This is a genomic window from Phyllobacterium myrsinacearum, from assembly GCF_014138285.1.
Taxonomy (GTDB): domain Bacteria; phylum Pseudomonadota; class Alphaproteobacteria; order Rhizobiales; family Rhizobiaceae; genus Phyllobacterium; species Phyllobacterium myrsinacearum_A.
In genome coordinates this window covers 144,811-161,013 of sequence record NZ_JACGXN010000002.1, presented here as the reverse complement: position 1 = coordinate 161,013, position 16,203 = coordinate 144,811, and the positions used below count along the sequence as shown (strand labels likewise).

General features: G+C 56.2%; 19 protein-coding genes. 9 read left to right on the top strand and 10 right to left on the bottom strand.

Annotation, left to right across the window (positions count from 1 at the left end; translation table 11 throughout):
• Positions 1-228 precede the first annotated feature (228 nt).
• A complete protein-coding gene (locus tag FHW16_RS10395; protein WP_182549131.1) occupies positions 229-870 on the bottom strand; it encodes an NAD(P)-dependent oxidoreductase in 642 nt (213 codons plus the stop codon).
• A gap of 149 nt (positions 871-1,019) precedes the next feature.
• Between FHW16_RS10395 and FHW16_RS10390 the strand changes: the two genes are divergently transcribed.
• Together FHW16_RS10390 and FHW16_RS10385 are read left to right on the top strand one after the other, a co-directional pair.
• Positions 1,020-1,436 carry a winged helix-turn-helix transcriptional regulator gene (locus FHW16_RS10390; protein ID WP_182549130.1) on the top strand — a complete coding sequence of 139 codons (417 nt, stop codon included), beginning with the start codon at positions 1,020-1,022 and terminating at the stop codon, positions 1,434-1,436.
• Between the two features lie 116 nt (positions 1,437-1,552).
• A complete protein-coding gene (locus tag FHW16_RS10385) occupies positions 1,553-1,744 on the top strand; it encodes a DUF3008 family protein (protein ID WP_182549129.1) in 192 nt (63 codons plus the stop codon).
• A gap of 20 nt (positions 1,745-1,764) precedes the next feature.
• On the opposite strand, the gene FHW16_RS10380 is transcribed toward FHW16_RS10385, so the two are convergent.
• Positions 1,765-2,769 carry an extensin-like domain-containing protein gene (locus FHW16_RS10380; RefSeq protein WP_182549128.1) on the bottom strand — a complete coding sequence of 335 codons (1,005 nt, stop codon included), beginning with the start codon at positions 2,767-2,769 and terminating at the stop codon, positions 1,765-1,767.
• Between the two features lie 295 nt (positions 2,770-3,064).
• On the opposite strand from FHW16_RS10380, the gene rpsD reads away from it, so the two are divergent.
• From rpsD to FHW16_RS10360, 4 genes are all read left to right on the top strand, one after another.
• Positions 3,065-3,682, top strand: coding sequence for a 30S ribosomal protein S4 (gene rpsD / locus FHW16_RS10375; protein ID WP_182549127.1), 618 nt, complete (start codon positions 3,065-3,067; stop codon positions 3,680-3,682).
• A gap of 178 nt (positions 3,683-3,860) precedes the next feature.
• Positions 3,861-4,790, top strand: a complete 930-nt coding sequence (locus FHW16_RS10370) for a glutaminase (RefSeq protein WP_182549126.1) — start codon at positions 3,861-3,863, stop codon at positions 4,788-4,790.
• Between the two features lie 267 nt (positions 4,791-5,057).
• Entirely contained in the window at positions 5,058-5,921 is an 864-nt protein-coding gene (gene ttcA / locus FHW16_RS10365) for a tRNA 2-thiocytidine(32) synthetase TtcA (RefSeq protein WP_182549125.1), read from the top strand.
• Positions 5,911-6,738: an inositol monophosphatase family protein gene (locus tag FHW16_RS10360; RefSeq protein ID WP_182549124.1), complete on the top strand. Its 828-nt coding sequence runs from the start codon at positions 5,911-5,913 to the stop codon at positions 6,736-6,738. Before ttcA ends, FHW16_RS10360 begins: the two co-directional genes overlap by 11 nt.
• 9 nt (positions 6,739-6,747) lie before the next feature.
• Here FHW16_RS10360 and FHW16_RS10355 read toward each other — a convergent pair whose 3' ends face one another.
• On the bottom strand, positions 6,748-7,953 hold the full coding sequence (locus tag FHW16_RS10355) for a multidrug effflux MFS transporter (RefSeq protein ID WP_182549485.1): 1,206 nt from the start codon (positions 7,951-7,953) through the stop codon (positions 6,748-6,750).
• A gap of 140 nt (positions 7,954-8,093) precedes the next feature.
• Positions 8,094-8,426, bottom strand: a complete 333-nt coding sequence (grxD, locus tag FHW16_RS10350; protein ID WP_091878419.1) for a Grx4 family monothiol glutaredoxin — start codon at positions 8,424-8,426, stop codon at positions 8,094-8,096.
• A 106-nt stretch (positions 8,427-8,532) separates the two neighbouring features.
• Between grxD and FHW16_RS10345 the strand changes: the two genes are divergently transcribed.
• Positions 8,533-9,345, top strand: a complete 813-nt coding sequence (locus FHW16_RS10345) for a phosphodiester glycosidase family protein (RefSeq protein WP_348643873.1) — start codon at positions 8,533-8,535, stop codon at positions 9,343-9,345.
• Here the strand turns inward: FHW16_RS10345 and FHW16_RS10340 are convergent, their stop codons facing one another.
• From FHW16_RS10340 to FHW16_RS10330, 3 genes are all read right to left on the bottom strand, one after another.
• Positions 9,346-9,579 carry a BolA/IbaG family iron-sulfur metabolism protein gene (locus FHW16_RS10340; RefSeq protein ID WP_091877529.1) on the bottom strand — a complete coding sequence of 78 codons (234 nt, stop codon included), beginning with the start codon at positions 9,577-9,579 and terminating at the stop codon, positions 9,346-9,348.
• 43 nt (positions 9,580-9,622) lie between these two features.
• A complete protein-coding gene (purL, locus tag FHW16_RS10335; RefSeq protein ID WP_182549123.1) occupies positions 9,623-11,854 on the bottom strand; it encodes a phosphoribosylformylglycinamidine synthase subunit PurL in 2,232 nt (743 codons plus the stop codon).
• Positions 11,855-12,158: 304 nt separating this feature from the next.
• On the bottom strand, positions 12,159-13,580 hold the full coding sequence (locus tag FHW16_RS10330; RefSeq protein WP_182549122.1) for a PLP-dependent aminotransferase family protein: 1,422 nt from the start codon (positions 13,578-13,580) through the stop codon (positions 12,159-12,161).
• A gap of 93 nt (positions 13,581-13,673) precedes the next feature.
• Here FHW16_RS10330 and FHW16_RS10325 point away from each other — a divergent pair, with 93 nt between their 5' ends.
• Entirely contained in the window at positions 13,674-13,919 is a 246-nt protein-coding gene (locus tag FHW16_RS10325) for a DUF1127 domain-containing protein (protein WP_182549121.1), read from the top strand.
• Between the two features lie 154 nt (positions 13,920-14,073).
• Positions 14,074-14,295: a DUF1127 domain-containing protein gene (locus tag FHW16_RS10320; RefSeq protein WP_182549120.1), complete on the top strand. Its 222-nt coding sequence runs from the start codon at positions 14,074-14,076 to the stop codon at positions 14,293-14,295.
• Positions 14,296-14,345: 50 nt separating this feature from the next.
• Here the strand turns inward: FHW16_RS10320 and FHW16_RS10315 are convergent, their stop codons facing one another.
• From FHW16_RS10315 to purQ, 3 genes are all read right to left on the bottom strand, one after another.
• Positions 14,346-14,762: a hypothetical protein gene (locus FHW16_RS10315; protein ID WP_182549119.1), complete on the bottom strand. Its 417-nt coding sequence runs from the start codon at positions 14,760-14,762 to the stop codon at positions 14,346-14,348.
• Between the two features lie 32 nt (positions 14,763-14,794).
• The gene (locus tag FHW16_RS10310; RefSeq protein WP_182549118.1) at positions 14,795-15,454 is read right to left on the bottom strand and encodes a glutathione S-transferase family protein; all 660 of its coding nucleotides are present in this window, start codon (positions 15,452-15,454) and stop codon (positions 14,795-14,797) included.
• Positions 15,455-15,531: 77 nt separating this feature from the next.
• Positions 15,532-16,200: a phosphoribosylformylglycinamidine synthase subunit PurQ gene (gene purQ, locus FHW16_RS10305; RefSeq protein ID WP_182549117.1), complete on the bottom strand. Its 669-nt coding sequence runs from the start codon at positions 16,198-16,200 to the stop codon at positions 15,532-15,534.
• Positions 16,201-16,203 lie beyond the last annotated feature (3 nt).

The following is a 16,203-nucleotide window of genomic DNA, read 5'->3' as shown; positions in this document are numbered from 1 at the left end:
TTGCCGAGGCACCAAAAGGAAACCGCCCCTGATGGGGCGGCCTGCTTATATCAGGTGCGTGATTCGTGGTTCGACAAGCTCACCATGAGGGCGAGGGATGGCTGCATGCTAATCGTCAGCGTTGCAGAACAAGCCAATCACCTGCGTTCAGAATATAACTCCCTGCAATCCTCACTCTCCCTCATGGTGAGCTTGTCGAACCACGCACGATGGTCATGCAATCAGATATCAGTATCCAACGGTGAAGCGCTGCTGGATGTGTTTGCCTGCCTCTGCTTCATCGACAATGGCGACAGCAAGGTCAGCCGCGCTGATAGTGCTGTGGCCCTCGGCATTGAACACGGGATTGTCCTTGCCGAGCCGATAGGTGCCGGTACGCGGGCCGGGCACAAGGGCGAATGGTGGAGAGATAAAGCTCCAGTCCAAACCATTTTCGGTCTTCAGGTCGTTCAGGGCCTGACGGGCGCCCAGGGCGCCTTCGCGATATTCGGCCGGAAAATCAGGGCCATCGACGAATTGCTTGCCTTCCTGATTCAACAGGCTTCCCGCACCGCCGACAACGATCAGGCGCTTCAGACCCGCCTTCTTCGTGGCTTCGCTGATTGCCTTGCTGGCTTTGACATGAACGGCCTGAATGTCAGGAACACCCCAGCCTGGATTATATGCCGAAAGCACGACGTCGTGACCCTTCAACTTTTCAGCGAGATCCGCGACATCGAGCACATCAGCTTTGACGGCTTTGATACCATCAAGCTTTTCAACCTTGTCGACGTTGCGAACCAGCGCCGTGACGGAATGACCGCGCGAAACGGCTTCTTTCAACAATTCTGTACCGACAAAACCTGTGGCGCCGATCAGTGCAATTTTCATTTTGGTCTCCTGAATGCTTGGGTACGGTTTGTTTTCTGGTTACTATTGATAACCATCTATGCTACAGGACGACGCTTGTGAAGAACGCACTTTTTCCGTTTCAGGGAACACCGGGGTAACCACCCCGGAAGCGATGAGGATTTTGGAAGATGAGCATACATTCGAAACCTGATGGCGATGTGCCCCTGCTTTCAACATCGGCTGCGATGACGACAGATGGTGCCGGCAGTTGTCCGATGCGGGAAGTGCTCGACATTGTGGGCGACAGCTGGAGCCTTCTGGTGATTATTAATCTTCAGGGTGGTCCTCGCCGCTTCAATGTGTTGCGCCGGATGGTGGAGGGGATTTCGCAGCGCATGCTGACGGTCACGTTGCGCTCGCTTGAGCGTGATGGTCTGGTGTCGCGTACAGTCAAGCCGACGTCGCCGCCGGAGGTTACCTATGCGCTGACCCCGATCGGTCATTCGATTGCGGTTCCTATCGGTTCCTTGGGGGACTGGGCGGTCAAGAACCGCGATCATTTGCGTGAAGCCCGCAAGGTTTTTGATGAGGCGCAGCAGGGATAGGAATTTCACGGTTAAGTATGCAACGTCTGCCGCACAGTGCTTTTGCAGGTTGTTGTCTCGGAACTCTCCTGTATTACGGGCGTTTTCCCTGTATGAAACCAACAGGGAGAAAGACAATGCCTGCAAAATCCCAGGCGCAGCAGAAGGCTGCTGGCGCTGCTTTGTCCGCCAAGCGCGGCGAGACCAAAAAAAGCGAACTCAAGGGCGCATCCAAAAGCATGTATGACTCGATGAATGAGACGCAGCTTGAAGAGTTTGCGGAGACAGACCGCAAAGGTCTGCCAAACAAGGTCAAATCCAAGAAATAAGATTGAGGTGCGCACTGCCATTACTGGCAGATGCGCGCCTTGCATGCCTTGCCGTGACAGCCGAGATCAAGATGCAGATTGCCCTGATGTGCTGCGTCGCCTTCCGGTCCGATGACAGTCATGAACTGCTCGCAGCTGCTCTTGTGGATCGAACGCCAGAATTCCTGTTCTTCCGGCGTGCCCTTCCAGCCCGACCCAAGTTCCGTGGTTTTGCCGTTGGTGAACTTGAATGACATGATATCCAATGCGTTGGCGAAGGCATGTTCCGATACGCGTCCCTTATTGCCATTGTTGACCTTGCGGCACTGATAGTCGGAACCCGTTGAAATGCTTTCGATCCCGGCGCCAAAAGACTTCTGCGCTGCTTTCTGCACGTCGCCAATCCATCCGGCAAGAGTTCCGGCCATTGTGCAGTTGGTGATGATGGGGGCTGCAAATTTTACCGGATTCTCCTTGCCGATTGCGGTGATCTTGAGCGGTGAGCGTTCGCCGCATGTGCCCTCGGAAAGCGGAGGAATGATTTCACCTTGAACGTCGCCGTTCATCAGCGCCGGACAGGCATTCTGGTACACCCGGTCGGGGGAGGTGGTGGGGTCGGGTTTTTCTGCCGTGTCTTCATCATCGGGTTTTGAACTGTCTTCGGCGCCTGCCTTCTGGCCCGCTGGAAGATTCGGACCAAGTTGCTCGCCGGTTTTCACATCGGGTTTTTCCGCGGGTTTGACATCCTTGGTGTCAGGTACAGGCTTTTGTTCAGGAACCGGGGTCATTTCCGGATCGGCTTTCTGAATGTCTTCGGCTGGCTTTTCGTCGGGCTTGGGGGCCTCAGGTGAGGGTTCGCTGCCGGGTTTGGCTTGCGGTATCGGTGGCACAAGGGGCAACACAGTTCGGCTGACCGAATGGTAATGCCGCCGCTGGCGTGCATCGGCAATGTCAGCTGTACCGAGCAAAGCCGTTGTTGTAAAACATGCCGTGAGGGATAAAAGAATGATCGTCGAGCAGCGCGACTGCTGTAAGGATAGGGTCATTTCCGGCTCTACTCCTGTTAAGCGTATAGCCTAACGCCTGACAGACAGTATCGGTTTCAAACTTTATAACCCCTTGAAATGCTCTGTCTCGCTTGACATCACGAAACCTTCACACTAGAAGCCACCCCAGCGCAGGGCTCAACGGCTCTGCGTTTCATTTGACGTGTCCCGTGAGTGATTTCGCAAAGCGTGCGTGAATCATTCTGTCAGTCTTCAAAAACAGAAGGCAGAGGAGGGCGCGTTTCCTTGAATCGAGGCGCAAGCTTCGATTTGTGTTTGTTTGAAAGGAAATGCGATGAGCAAGCGCGAATCGTCCAAGTATAAAATTGACCGCCGTATGGGCGAAAACATCTGGGGTCGTCCGAAGTCCCCGGTAAATCGTCGTGAATATGGTCCTGGCCAGCACGGTCAGCGCCGCAAGAGCAAGCTTTCCGATTTCGGCGTACAGCTGCGCGCCAAGCAGAAGCTCAAGGGCTTCTACGGCGACATCTCGGAAAAGCAGTTCCGCAAGACCTACGAAGAAGCTTCCCGTCGTAAGGGCGATACCGGCGAACAGCTGATCGGCCTGCTCGAGTCGCGTCTGGATGCAGTGGTGTACCGCGCCAAGTTCGTTCCGACGATCTTTGCAGCGCGCCAGTTCGTCAACCATGGTCACGTCAACGTCAACGGCCGTCGCGTCAACATTCAGTCCTACATCTGCAAGGCAGGTGACGTGATTGAAGTGCGCGAAAAGTCGAAGCAGCTCGTTATCGTTCTGGAAGCCGTTCAGCTCGCTGAGCGTGATGTTCCTGAATATCTCGAAGTTGATCACAACAAGATGGTTGCCAAGTACACACGCGTTCCGGCCTTCTCCGATGTGCCATACGCTGTACAGATGGAACCAAACCTGGTTGTCGAATTCTATTCGCGTTAACGCATAACCCCAAAAATCTCCTCGGATTTTTGGAAAGGATTATGCGTCACTCAAATTGGTGCTGCGTCCTTTATGCGTCCAATAGGACGCATGGCGCAGCACGCAGTTCTGAGTTTATGGAAAGCCGCCCAGAGAAATCAGGGCGGCTTTTTTTGTTTGATACCTTGCCGGAGCGCGCATGACCGACCTTCAGGATGTTGTCGACAGTGTCTATCAGGATCTTGCCAGCCGGATCGGCGAGGGCAAGCTGGCGGATTATATTCCGGAGCTTGCCACGGTCGATCCGAAACAGTTCGGGCTGGCCTTGTGCACCGTCGATGGCCAGGTGCACACAGCAGGTGATGCGGACACGTCCTTTTCCATCCAGAGTATTTCCAAGGTTTTTACGCTGACACTGGCGCTTGGCAAGATCGGCGACGGGCTGTGGAAGCGTGTGGGCCGCGAGCCCTCGGGCAATGCCTTCAATTCCATTGTCCAGCTGGAGCAGGAGAAGGGCAAACCGCGCAATCCCTTCATTAATGCCGGTGCTATTGCCGTGGCCGATGTCGTTCTGGCAGGGCATCTGCCGAAAGAGGCAATCGGCGAAATTGTTCAGTTCATCCGGCATCTGGCCGATGACGAGACTATCGCCATTGATCACAACGTGGCGCGATCCGAGACCAATACGGGCTATCGTAATGTCGCGTTGGCCAATTTCATGCGCTCCTTCGGCAATCTCAATCATCCGGCCGAGCACGTGCTTGGCGTCTATTTCCATCATTGCGCAATTGCCATGTCCTGTCGGCAGCTGGCCCATGCGGGGCTGTATCTGGCCTCTGCAGGTCGTAATCCGCTGAGCGGTGGTAGTGTCGTGTCATCGGGCCGGGCACGCCGCATTAATGCGCTGATGCTGATGTGCGGGCACTATGACGGCTCGGGCGATTTCGCCTATCGGGTCGGTCTGCCCGGCAAAAGCGGTGTGGGCGGCGGGATTCTTGCCATAGCGCCGGGCAAGGCATCGATTGCCGCCTGGTCGCCGGGACTGAACGAGAACGGCAATTCGCTGCTCGGTTCAGCCGCGCTGGAGCTTCTGGCACAAAGGACCGGCTGGTCGGTGTTCGGGCAGTAGGTTGGTTTACCCCCTCTGCCCTGTCGGGCTGCCGGGGCGAGCCACGGGTCTCGCCCGCCTTCGGCCCCCCGCAAGGGGGGAGATCAGCCTTCATGACTGCCTTCGCACAATTTGCAATGTTGAAAATAGCGCGAAATCTCTGATGTCGATGTGATCTCCCCCCTTGTGGGGAGATGGGCGACAGCCCAGAGGGGGGTGACTCAAGTTTGCAATCATCCCTTGCCTTCGCTTTCAAGCCAAGGCAATGAAGGCGCCAGAGGTGTTACAATGACCATTCATGATCAGGAATTGGCTGATGCTGCCGGTTGCCACCCGATGTTTCTCGGAGTGCCGTCCAATGTCGAATTCAACAAGCTGCGTAAGCGGCTCCTGCGCAATGCGAGGCAGGCGCTTGATGACTTTGGTATGGTGAAGCCGGGTGAACGCTGGCTGATCGGGCTTTCCGGCGGCAAGGATTCCTATGGGCTCCTCGCATTGCTGCTTGATCTGAAATGGCGCGGCATGCTGCCGGTGGAACTGCTTGCCTGCAATCTCGATCAGGGGCAGCCGAATTTCCCCAAGCATATCCTGCCTGAATTCCTTGAGAAGAACGGTATTGAACACCGTATCGAGTACAAGGATACCTATTCGATCGTTACCGACAAGGTGCAGGAGAACCAGACCTATTGCTCGCTCTGCTCGCGTCTGCGGCGCGGTCATCTCTACCGGGTTGCCCGGGAAGAGGGCTGTTCCGCGCTGGTGCTCGGCCATCACCGCGAGGACATTCTCGAAACCTTCTTCATGAACCTCTTCCACGGCGGCAGGCTGGCGGCGATGCCGCCGAAACTGCTCAATGACGAGGGCGATGTCATGGTGTTGCGGCCGCTGAGCTACTGCGCCGAAGACGATCTGGAAAAATTTTCTGGCGCCATGCAGTTTCCGATCATCCCCTGCGATCTCTGCGGCAGTCAGGACGGGCTGCAGCGCAACATGATGAAGGCGATGCTGACCGACATCGAAAAGCGCATGCCGGGCCGCAAGGAAATCATGATCCGCGCGCTTGCCAATACGCGCCCGAGCCATCTTCTCGACCGCAACATTTTCGATTTTGCCGGTCTTGCCACAAGCGGAGCCGAACCCAGTGCAGTTTAATGACAATGATATCGATTGGTTGAGTGATCTGCTTGCCGCCGTTGCGGTTCAGGAAATCATGCCGCGCTTTCGCCAGCTGGGCACGGATGATGTCAAACAGAAGACGTCTGCGCTGGATCTGGTGACGGAAGCCGACACGAGCGCTGAACGGGTGATCACAGAACGTCTGCGCGAGCGCTATCCCGATGCCTTTGTGCTCGGTGAAGAAGCCTGCGAACTGGATACATCCCTGCTTGGCAAGTTGAAAGACGCACCGCTGGCCTTCGTCATCGATCCTGTCGACGGCACCTATAATTTTGCCACCGGCGTGCCGCTGTTCGGTGTGATGCTGGCCGTTGTGGTCAATGGCGAGACGGTGGCCGGGATCATCCACGATCCCGTCGGCAAGGACTGGATCATTGGTGTCAAAGGGGCAGGGAGCCACATCCGCTCGGCCTTTGGTATCAGGCAGAAAGTATCTGTTTCGCCGCCGACGGCGGTCAATGAGATGCTGGGTGCGATTTCATGGCAGTTTCTCAGCGATCCCCTGCGGTCGACACTGGCGCGCAACCATGCCAAGTGCAACGCATCGTTCGGTTTCCGCTGTGCGGCGCATGAATACCGCCTGATTGCCTCGGGAAATGCGCATTTCGCCCTCTTCAACAAGCTGATGCCGTGGGATCATCTTGCCGGTGTGCTCATCCATCAGGAAGCGGGCGGCTATGCAGCCCGCTTCGATGGTTCTGCCTATCTTCCCAGACATCTGGACGGCGGCCTGCTGATTGCGCCCGATAAGGCCAACTGGCAGGATTTGCGCCAGACTCTTTGGTCCGAATAACTCGCTGGTTTAGACTCGCGGATTATGGGGATGGAAAAGTTTGCCCTTTTCGGCAATCAGCACGAACATCAGGCCGATCACCGAAACCACGAAGAAGCCCATGACGAGCGGCAAGGTCGTCCCATCATAGGACTGGCCGATGATGGCGCCGATCGCGCCGCCGCCTGCCGTGCCCATGAACCCAAGCACTGACGATGCCGTCCCGGCCACGTGGCCCAGCGGCTCCATGGCAAGCGCATTGAAGTTCGATCCGATCCAGCCGAACTGAAACATCGCCATAGCGAAGAGCAGCAGGTAAAGCGGGAACGGCGTTGGGTGCGGACCGAATATGGTCAGGAGCAACCAGACCGTATTGATCGTCAAAAAGCCCATGAGTGCGCCGTGCGACAGACGGCGCATGCCGAACCTGCCGACAAAGCGCGAGTTCACGAAGGATGAGAACGCCATCATGATGGCGATCGCTGAGAACGCCACCGGGAACCAGATGCCGAGATCATAGATGCCGATATAAATCTGCTGGGCCGAATTGATGAAGCCGAAGAGGGATCCGAACAGGAATGCACTCGCCAGCGTATAGCAAAGTGCAACGCGGTTCGTCAGCACGATCTTGAAGCCCTGGGCAACCGATGCCAGCGTAAACGGACGCCGGTCGGCCGGATCAAAGGTTTCGGGCAGGCGGAAATACATCCAGATGGTCACACCGGCTGCCACGACGGCCATGAACATGAAGATCAGGTGCCAGTCGCCGAACAGCATGACAGCCTGGCCAGTGCCCGGCGCGATAACCGGTACGATCATGAACACCATCATGATCAGCGACATGACTTCCGCCATCTGCCGCCCGCCATAAACGTCACGAACGATGGAAATCGTGATAACGCGCGTTGCCGCCGAACCAATGCCCTGGATGAGGCGGAAAAAGAGGAGGGAAGCAAAGCTTGGCACGAAGGCCGCGCTGGCTGCGGCTATGACGTAGACAACCAGGCCGAACAGCAGCGGCTTGCGACGACCGAAGCGGTCGGACAGCGGACCATAGAACAATTGCGATACCGAGAAACCCAGCAGATAGGCTGATATCACATATTGCCGGTGGTTTTCATTGGTCACACCAAGGCTCGCGCCGATCTGCTGCAAACCGGGCAGCATGATATCGATGGCAAGCGCGTTGATCGCCATGAGCATGGCCATCATTCCGATGAACTCGACTTTGCCCATGCCCATCAGGCGCGGCGCTGTCGCTTGTGTGGTGGTATCCATTATGAGACCTGCAAAACAAAGACAAAGGCGCTGGAACAGCCAGCGCCTTGAGAATGAGATTCCGGATTTCCCCGGAACCGATTGAAACTATTGCGTAGTCAGGCCGCTTTTGTAGCGACGCCCTTTTCGCTGAGCAGGGTTTGTAATTCGCCTGCCTGGAACATTTCGCGGATGATGTCGCAACCGCCGACGAATTCGCCCTTCACGTAAAGCTGCGGGATGGTCGGCCAATTGGAATAATCCTTGATACCCTGACGCAGTTCATTCGAGGTCAGAATATTCACGCCTTTGTAATCGACGCCGATGTAGTCAAGAATTTGGACGACCTGGCCCGAAAAGCCGCACTGCGGAAAGCCCGGCGTTCCCTTCATGAAAAGGACGACGTCGTTGCTCTTGACCTCATTGTCGATAAATTCATTGATACCGCTCATTTCGGCAACCTTTCATACCAAATGACAACGAATCGTCATCAATGGTCCAAATTGATCTCTTCTAAACAAATAGCGCTTCAATTCTGGCAAAACAAGGCTGGTTATCGTGTCATCTCGTATCATCATTGTGATCAGTCTCGCCGCTGTGGCAATTTTGGCAGGAATTTTCTGGTTTATGCGTCCTGCACCACCGCCCAAACCTGCGCCTAACCCGCCGATCAATATTTCTGACGGCGACCTGCCTGACATTTGCCGGAAGATGACGTTCGAAGGTGTCGATACCATTGTCTGTGAGGTCGATCTGCGAACCCACCGGATCGATCTGGCGCGCGCAGGCACCGATGGAGACCCCTACGGGTCGCTGAAGGCGTTCGTGATGTCGCGTCTGCAAGAGACGCGGCCGATCCTTGCCATGAATGCCGGCATGTATGAAGAAGACCTTTCTGCTGTCGGTCTTTACGTGGAGAACGGCAAAACAATCTCGGAATTGCAGGTCGGTGACGGCGAAGGCAATTTCTTCCTGAAGCCGAACGGCGTTTTCTTTGTCGAGAAGAATGGAACGCCGGGTGTTCTGGAGACGGCTGCTTTCGCTGCGGCCGCGCCTGATGTCCGCATTGCAACGCAATCAGGACCAATGCTGGTGATCAATGGACAGGTTCACCCGCGCTTTGAGCCGAATGGTACATCACGCCTGATCCGCAATGGCGTCGGTGTCCGTGATGCCAACACGGTCGTGCTGGCGATAACGATAGAGCCTGTGAGTCTGGGAAGCTTTGCCCGGCTGTTCAAGGACGGGCTTGGTTGCGCCAATGCGCTGTTTCTGGATGGTACGATCTCCGCACTTGCCAATGACCGGAAGACGCTCATCGGTGGTACGGATCCCGTTGGTCCGATTATCGCCGTGTTCGGAAAGAAGTGACTATTCCGGAGCACTGGTCTGAAGGGCGAGGGCGTGCAACACCCCGCCCATATTGCCCTTCAGCGCATCATAGACCATCTGGTGCTGCTGAACGCGCGACTTGCCGCGAAAACTCTCGGCGACGACTTCCGCTGCATAATGATCACCATCGCCTGCCAGATCGCGAATGGTCACTTGTGCATCAGGGATGGCGTCCTTGATCATTTTCTCGATGTCGTGCGCGTCCATAGCCATGTTCTGTCTCCCAAACTTTCGCCGGTCCTTTAAGAGGACAGGATCATGCAGCCTGTGTTTCTTCGCCGTCCCGACCGTTCATATAGTCAGGGAACCACGATTCGTGTGCTTTTGTCAGGTCTGCAACTGATATGGAGGCGAGACGCTCGATCGTCAATGTGCTGCCGCCAACCGTTCCAAGCTTGCGGAACGGAACGCCCGAGCCTTCTGCGTTAAGTGCGATGAAGTTGGCCATGTCAGGGGCCACTGCGACGAGGTAGCGCGCCTGATCTTCACCAAAAAGCACGGCGTGAGCCGGACCTTCGCCAACGTTGACATTTGCGCCCTTGCCGGAGGCCATGCACATTTCGGCAAGTGCAATGCCAAGGCCGCCGTCGGACAGGTCATGGCAGGCAGTGATCTGGCCATTGCGGATGGCGGAGCGGACAAAATTGCCATTGCGCTTCTCGATGTTGAGGTCAACCGGTGGTGGTGGACCATCGGCACGGCCATGCAGGTCACGCAGGTAGACCGATTGGCCGAGATGGGTGCCGTCACCGCCGATCAGAATCAGTACGTCGCCTTCATGCATGCCGCCGATCTTGGCCGTCTTGGACCAATCCGGGATGAGGCCGACGCCGGCAATGGTTGGTGTCGGCAGGATCGCCTGACCGTTTGTCTCGTTGTAGAGCGACACGTTGCCGGAAACGATGGGGAAGGCGAGTGCACGGCAGGCATCACCGATACCGCCAATGGCCTTCACCAGCTGTCCCATGATCTCTGGACGCTCCGGATTGCCGAAATTGAGATTGTCGGTGGCTGCAAGCGGCTCTGCGCCCACAGCCGTCAGGTTGCGCCAGCATTCAGCCACAGCCTGCTTGCCGCCCTCATAGGGATCGGCTTCACAGTAACGCGGGGTAACGTCCGACGAGAAAGCAAGCGCCTTGCTGCGGTGACCTTCAACACGCACGACACCGGCGTCACCGCCGGGCACCTGCAATGAATTGCCTTGAATCAGTGTGTCATATTGTTCGTAAACCCAACGACGCGACGACAGATCAGGCGAACCGATCAACTTCAGCAGCGCCACACCGTAATCGTCCACATCGGGAACGCTGGCAGCAGGCAGCGGGGCGTGCTTGCCGGGTTCCATCCATGGACGGTCATATTCAGGTGCCTGATCACCGAGATCCTTGATCGGCAAATTGGCGACTTCCTCGCCCTGATGGATAACCCGGAAACGCAGATCGTCAGTCGTGTAACCGACGATGGCGAAATCCAGACCCCATTTCTTGAAGATCGCCTGAGCTTCCGCTTCCTTTTCCGGACGCAGAACCATGAGCATGCGCTCCTGGCTTTCCGACAGCATCATTTCATAGGCGGTCATGCGCTCTTCGCGCACAGGTACGTCATCAAGATTCAGCCGAATACCGAGATTGCCCTTGGCGCCCATTTCCACAGCCGAGCAGGTGAGACCCGCGGCGCCCATGTCCTGAATAGCGATGACGGCACCCGACGCCATCAGTTCCAACGAGGCTTCGAGCAGGCATTTCTCCGTGAAGGGATCGCCAACCTGAACGGTCGGGCGCTTCTCTTCGATCGATTCATCGAATTCCGCCGATGCCATCGTGGCACCGCCTACGCCATCACGGCCGGTCTTGGCGCCGAGATAAACAACGGGAAGGCCAACGCCCTTGGCTTCGGACAGGAAAATCGCATCGGTCTTGGCAAGGCCAGCGGCAAAGGCATTGACGAGAATGTTGCCGTTATAGCGGGCATCGAAATTGACTTCGCCACCAACAGTGGGGACACCAAAAGAGTTGCCATAGCCGCCGACGCCTTCGACTACGCCTGAAACGAGGTGGCGTGTCTTGGGGTGAGACGGTGCGCCAAAGCGCAGCGCGTTCATGGCTGCAATCGGCCGTGCGCCCATGGTGAATACATCGCGCAGAATACCGCCAACACCTGTTGCTGCACCCTGATAGGGTTCGATATAGGACGGATGGTTGTGGCTCTCCATCTTGAAGACAACGCAGTCGCCATCACCGATATCGACAACACCGGCATTTTCACCCGGACCCTGAATGACCTGAGGGCCGGTTGTCGGCAGCGTCCGCAGCCATTTCTTCGAGGATTTGTAGGAGCAATGCTCGTTCCACATGGCGGAGAAGATGCCAAGCTCGGTAAAGCTGGGCTCACGTCCAATCAGGTCGAGAATGCGTTGATATTCGTCCGGCTTAAGCCCGTGCGAAGCAACGAGTTCCGGTGTGATCTGGATTGTGTTGGAGAGAGCCATAGGTAATACCAATTCCATTGCGCTTTTCTTGGGTTCTCTTAGAGCAATTTGCGCGGGGAATACACCGTCAAACGCGGAAAAAATGTCGCTTGCCGCGTTTCTTCAACAGGCGGTGTTGGATGAGGAAACGTCAGAGGCTTTGTGAGGGCAGCATGAGCATGGTTTGTGGTTCGACAAGCTCACCATGAGGGAGAGCGAGGATTGCAGGGTGTCCAGTTCTGCAATCTTCGCGATTAGCCTTGCAGCCACCCAACTCCCTCATGGTGAGCTTGTCGAACCACAAACCATGCTCATGCAATGGCTTTTAGGAATAGCTGTCATAACTCGCATTGCCGGTTTCCATCAGCCGGCGCAGGATGGACAGACCATTGGCCACCTCCTGCTTCGTTCCGGGTACCGAATAGCCGAAACGCACGCGGTGGAAAGTTTTTTCCGTGCGGCCCGGCTTGAACTCGTCCTCGTCATCGATGAGGACGCCCTCATTGAGCGCGGCACTCTTGAAGGTCGCGGACAGCCATGGTTCAGGCAGCTTCACCCAAATGAAGGGTGAATAGGGATGCGAGTTGACGTCAAAACTGGCGAAAATCGATCGCGCCAGGGATTCCCGCTCGGAGGTTTCTTCCCGCACCTTGACGCGGATGGCGTCGGCTTCGCCGGAATTGACCAGTTGCGCACCGAGTTCCGCCATGATGAACGGCATGCCGCCGGTGACCATCTTGTGGGCAGTCAGCACGCGCGATGCCAGATGTGGCGGGCAGGCGACCCAGCCGCCGCGAACACCTGCCGCAACAGATTTTGACAGGCCGCCGATGTGGAAGGTGCGTTCCGGAGCCAGTTCGGCCAGCTTGACGTGGTCCAAATTGAGAAGCGAGCCATAAATCTCGTCTTCGATGATCCAGACATTGTAGCGCCGGGCAATCTCGACAATGGCACGGCGATACTCCTCGGACATGGTCGTCGCAGTCGGATTCTGCAGCGATGGCATGAGGAACACCAGTTTCGGGTGTTGCTGCGCACAAAGCCGTTCAAAATCGTCGGGTGTGGCGCTGCCGTCCTCCGTGTTCATGATGATGCTGCGCCGTCCCATCAGATTGACGCTGCGTGCTGCTGAGCAATAGGTCAGGTCTTCGAACGCTATACGGTCGCCGGGGACAGTGACTGCTGCGATGATGGCAAGAATGGCAGAGTGCGCGCCAAGTGTCGGGACAATAGAGGATATGTCAGGGCGCCATTCCTGTGAACCGAGCCAGCGGCTGCCCGCCAATTGCCATGAAGGGGGCAGGGTGCGGGAATAGCTGGCAATTTCGGCGGGATAATTCCTGGTGATGCCGTTCAGAAAACGGTCCATCACAACCGCTTGTCCGACATCAATGGCGGCCGTGCTGTCCAGCCGGATATTCCCCGGCGGTATGATCGTGCTGCGCGTGCCGCCGAACGGTTCCGAGTGCGTGGCCGTGGGAAGCTGGATCAGCTTCGTTTCCTTGTGATCAATTACATAGGTACCCCGGCCGACTTCGCCGCTGACCAGACCGCGTTCGCGGATAAGATTGTACGCTCTGCCGACCGTACCTATTGTTACCCCGATATCGAATGCCAGATTGCGCTGAGGAGGCAATTTCGTGCCCGGCGCGAGCACACCATCCGCAATATCCGATTCAATCCGCTCTGCAAGCTGCAGATAAAGCGGACCCTTGCCGTGTTTCAGTTCTGGAAGCCAATTTGTCATGGTGACAATTATGTATATTGCGATTCCAATTGAGTCAATCCATTACAATCAGCGATACAATTCGAGTCAATCTGGCTTGATAGGATGGATATTATGAGTACAATTGATGCAATTGAAAGAGAATGTGCTGATGTAAAGCGTGTAGATCGCGATTTGACGACACGCGCACTGGGTAACAATACGACAGCGTTCGATCGGATGATGGAATGGTTGTGCGTGGCTGTGAGGAAACATCGAACCCGCATTCACCTGAGTGAACTTTCCGCTGAACAGCTCAAAGATATCGGAATGACGCCGTTTGATGCGAGGCGTGAATCACGCCGTTTCTTCTGGGATTAAGTACGCCGCAGCAAACCGGAAGAGAGCTGTGTTTCGGCGTGGGTGAGCTTCTCTGCTGCGATCAGGTCCGCTGATACTTGCCTTCAGTAATATTGGATGAATTTTTTGTGATTTACATATATATTACTAATTTAATCGTTTCAGGGAGGCGCATATGGGTACGACTTTTGTAGAACCTAACCGTCCCGTTATCCGGGGGCTGACCTATGCTTCACAGCCGGACTTCCTGTCACAATTTGCCGGCTGGGTGGAAAGCGCCCTGATGAAACGGCGCACAAGGCTCCAACTCGGCAAGCTGAGCGACGAAGGACTGAAGGATCTCGCCTTGACCCGTGATCATGTCGAGGCCGACCTTGATCGCTATCTGTCAGCCTGACATTGAAGAGCCGGTGCGCGAGGCACCGGCCTTTCAATATTGATGATGGATCAGCCTCGCGCGGTGCAGGATGGTTGTCCGCCCGCCCAGCGTTGTACATCTGACGCAATGCGATTTCCTGTTGAATGACCCATCAGCGGGCCAAAGGCTTCGACCTTGGCCGGATTTCCCTCGGCATGCACGACGAGTAGGGGACGGCCACCGGGATTGCCCGCCGGAACAACCAGAATGCGCGGACGTCCCGAATAGGAATTCAGCTCCGGAGCGAGGTGATAGGGCTTGAAAGCGGAGTCCTTCGATTTGAACCAGCAGTTGTTGGCAGCGAGGGCCACCCTTTCCATGGTGGCAAGGGCAGCCTTGTCCGAGCCGAACGCCAGAGAACCGGGCCCGGGCTTGCTGGGCGATTGGCATCCGGCAAGGGCCACGAGCGAAATCATCATGGCCATGCCAATCGTCTGCTTTTTCATCCAGCTATCTCCAATGATATAAGGGCGGTTGATCAGCTTACCTCAAGTTCCCCGAGGAACACTTTCAAGGCATCCGTCATCTCGAACCACACCAGCGATAGCACCGGATCCTGAACAATAAGTTGCTCATAGGCATCGAATTTCGGAAAAGGTTCGAGCAGGCGCGACCGGCGCGTCATCACCCGGAAATGGTTGAACAGGAAGCGGATGGGGGTGAGCCAGGCATCGGCCATGGTCATCTGCTTGCCAAGCACATAGGGGCCATGTCCCATGCGGTGTTCGATTTCACGCAAACCGGCTTCCAACTGGTTGAAAAGCTTGGTGATCCGCGCATCGTCCTTGGATTTGGTATGAACGAGTTCAAAAAGCTCCATGACCGGAACGAGAATTTCCAGTTCGGCGATACGGGCTGTCATGCGTACCACGGCGCGATCGCGCGAATCCGCCGGCAACAGAACCGGTTCAGGAAAATGCTCTTCCAGATATTCTGAGATAACCGTCGCTTCGATGATTGTCAGGCCGGAGCCTGTGATCAGAACCGGAATGCGGTTGAACGGGGAAATGCTGCGGAACTCTTCGGGTATCGGAAAACCCGGCGGCGGCGCTACAACCTTGATAGGTGCCTTCTTGTAATAGGCGATGCAGCGAACAATTGAGGAGTAGGGGGAGAGCGGCCGCGAATACAGTTTCATTCTCAATTCCTCCGTTTGAGTGCTGTTCCAGCCCATTGCAGGCCGAAACAGCATTTCTCAAGCGTATAGAATTTTACTCAGGCGGCAATCCCAAGAATGCCTGCAAACAAGGCACGGCCGTCGGAACCACCATGGGCAGCTTCAATCAGGTTCTCCGGATGCGGCATCATACCGAGAACATTGCCTTTTTCGCTGATGATACCGGCAATGTCGTTCATGGCGCCGTTGGGGTTTGTGCCTTCGGCATAGCGGAAAACCACCTGACCTTCGCCTTCGATGCGGGCCAAAGTCGTTTCGTCAGCGAAGAAATTGCCATCATGATGGGCGACCGGGCAGCGAACGATCTGGCCATGCGAATATCCGCGGGTAAAGGCGGTGTTGGCGTTGGTCACTTCCAGCTTCACTTCACGGCAGACGAATTTCAGCGATGCATTGCGCATCAGGGCGCCGGGCAGCAAACCTGCTTCCTGCAAAATCTGGAAACCGTTGCACACGCCCATGACCATGACGCCCTTGTCCGCCTTTTCGCGGATTGCCTGCATAACGGGCATGCGTGCGGCAATGGCGCCGCAACGCAGATAGTCGCCATAGGAGAAACCGCCGGGGATGACGATCAGGTCGACATCGGGGATTTCGGTATCCGTCTGCCAGACCGTCTGCGGTGCATGGCCAGAGATTTTCGTCAGCGCCGCAATCATGTCACGGTCGCGATTGAGGCCCGGGAGAAGAACGACAGCTGATTTCATTTT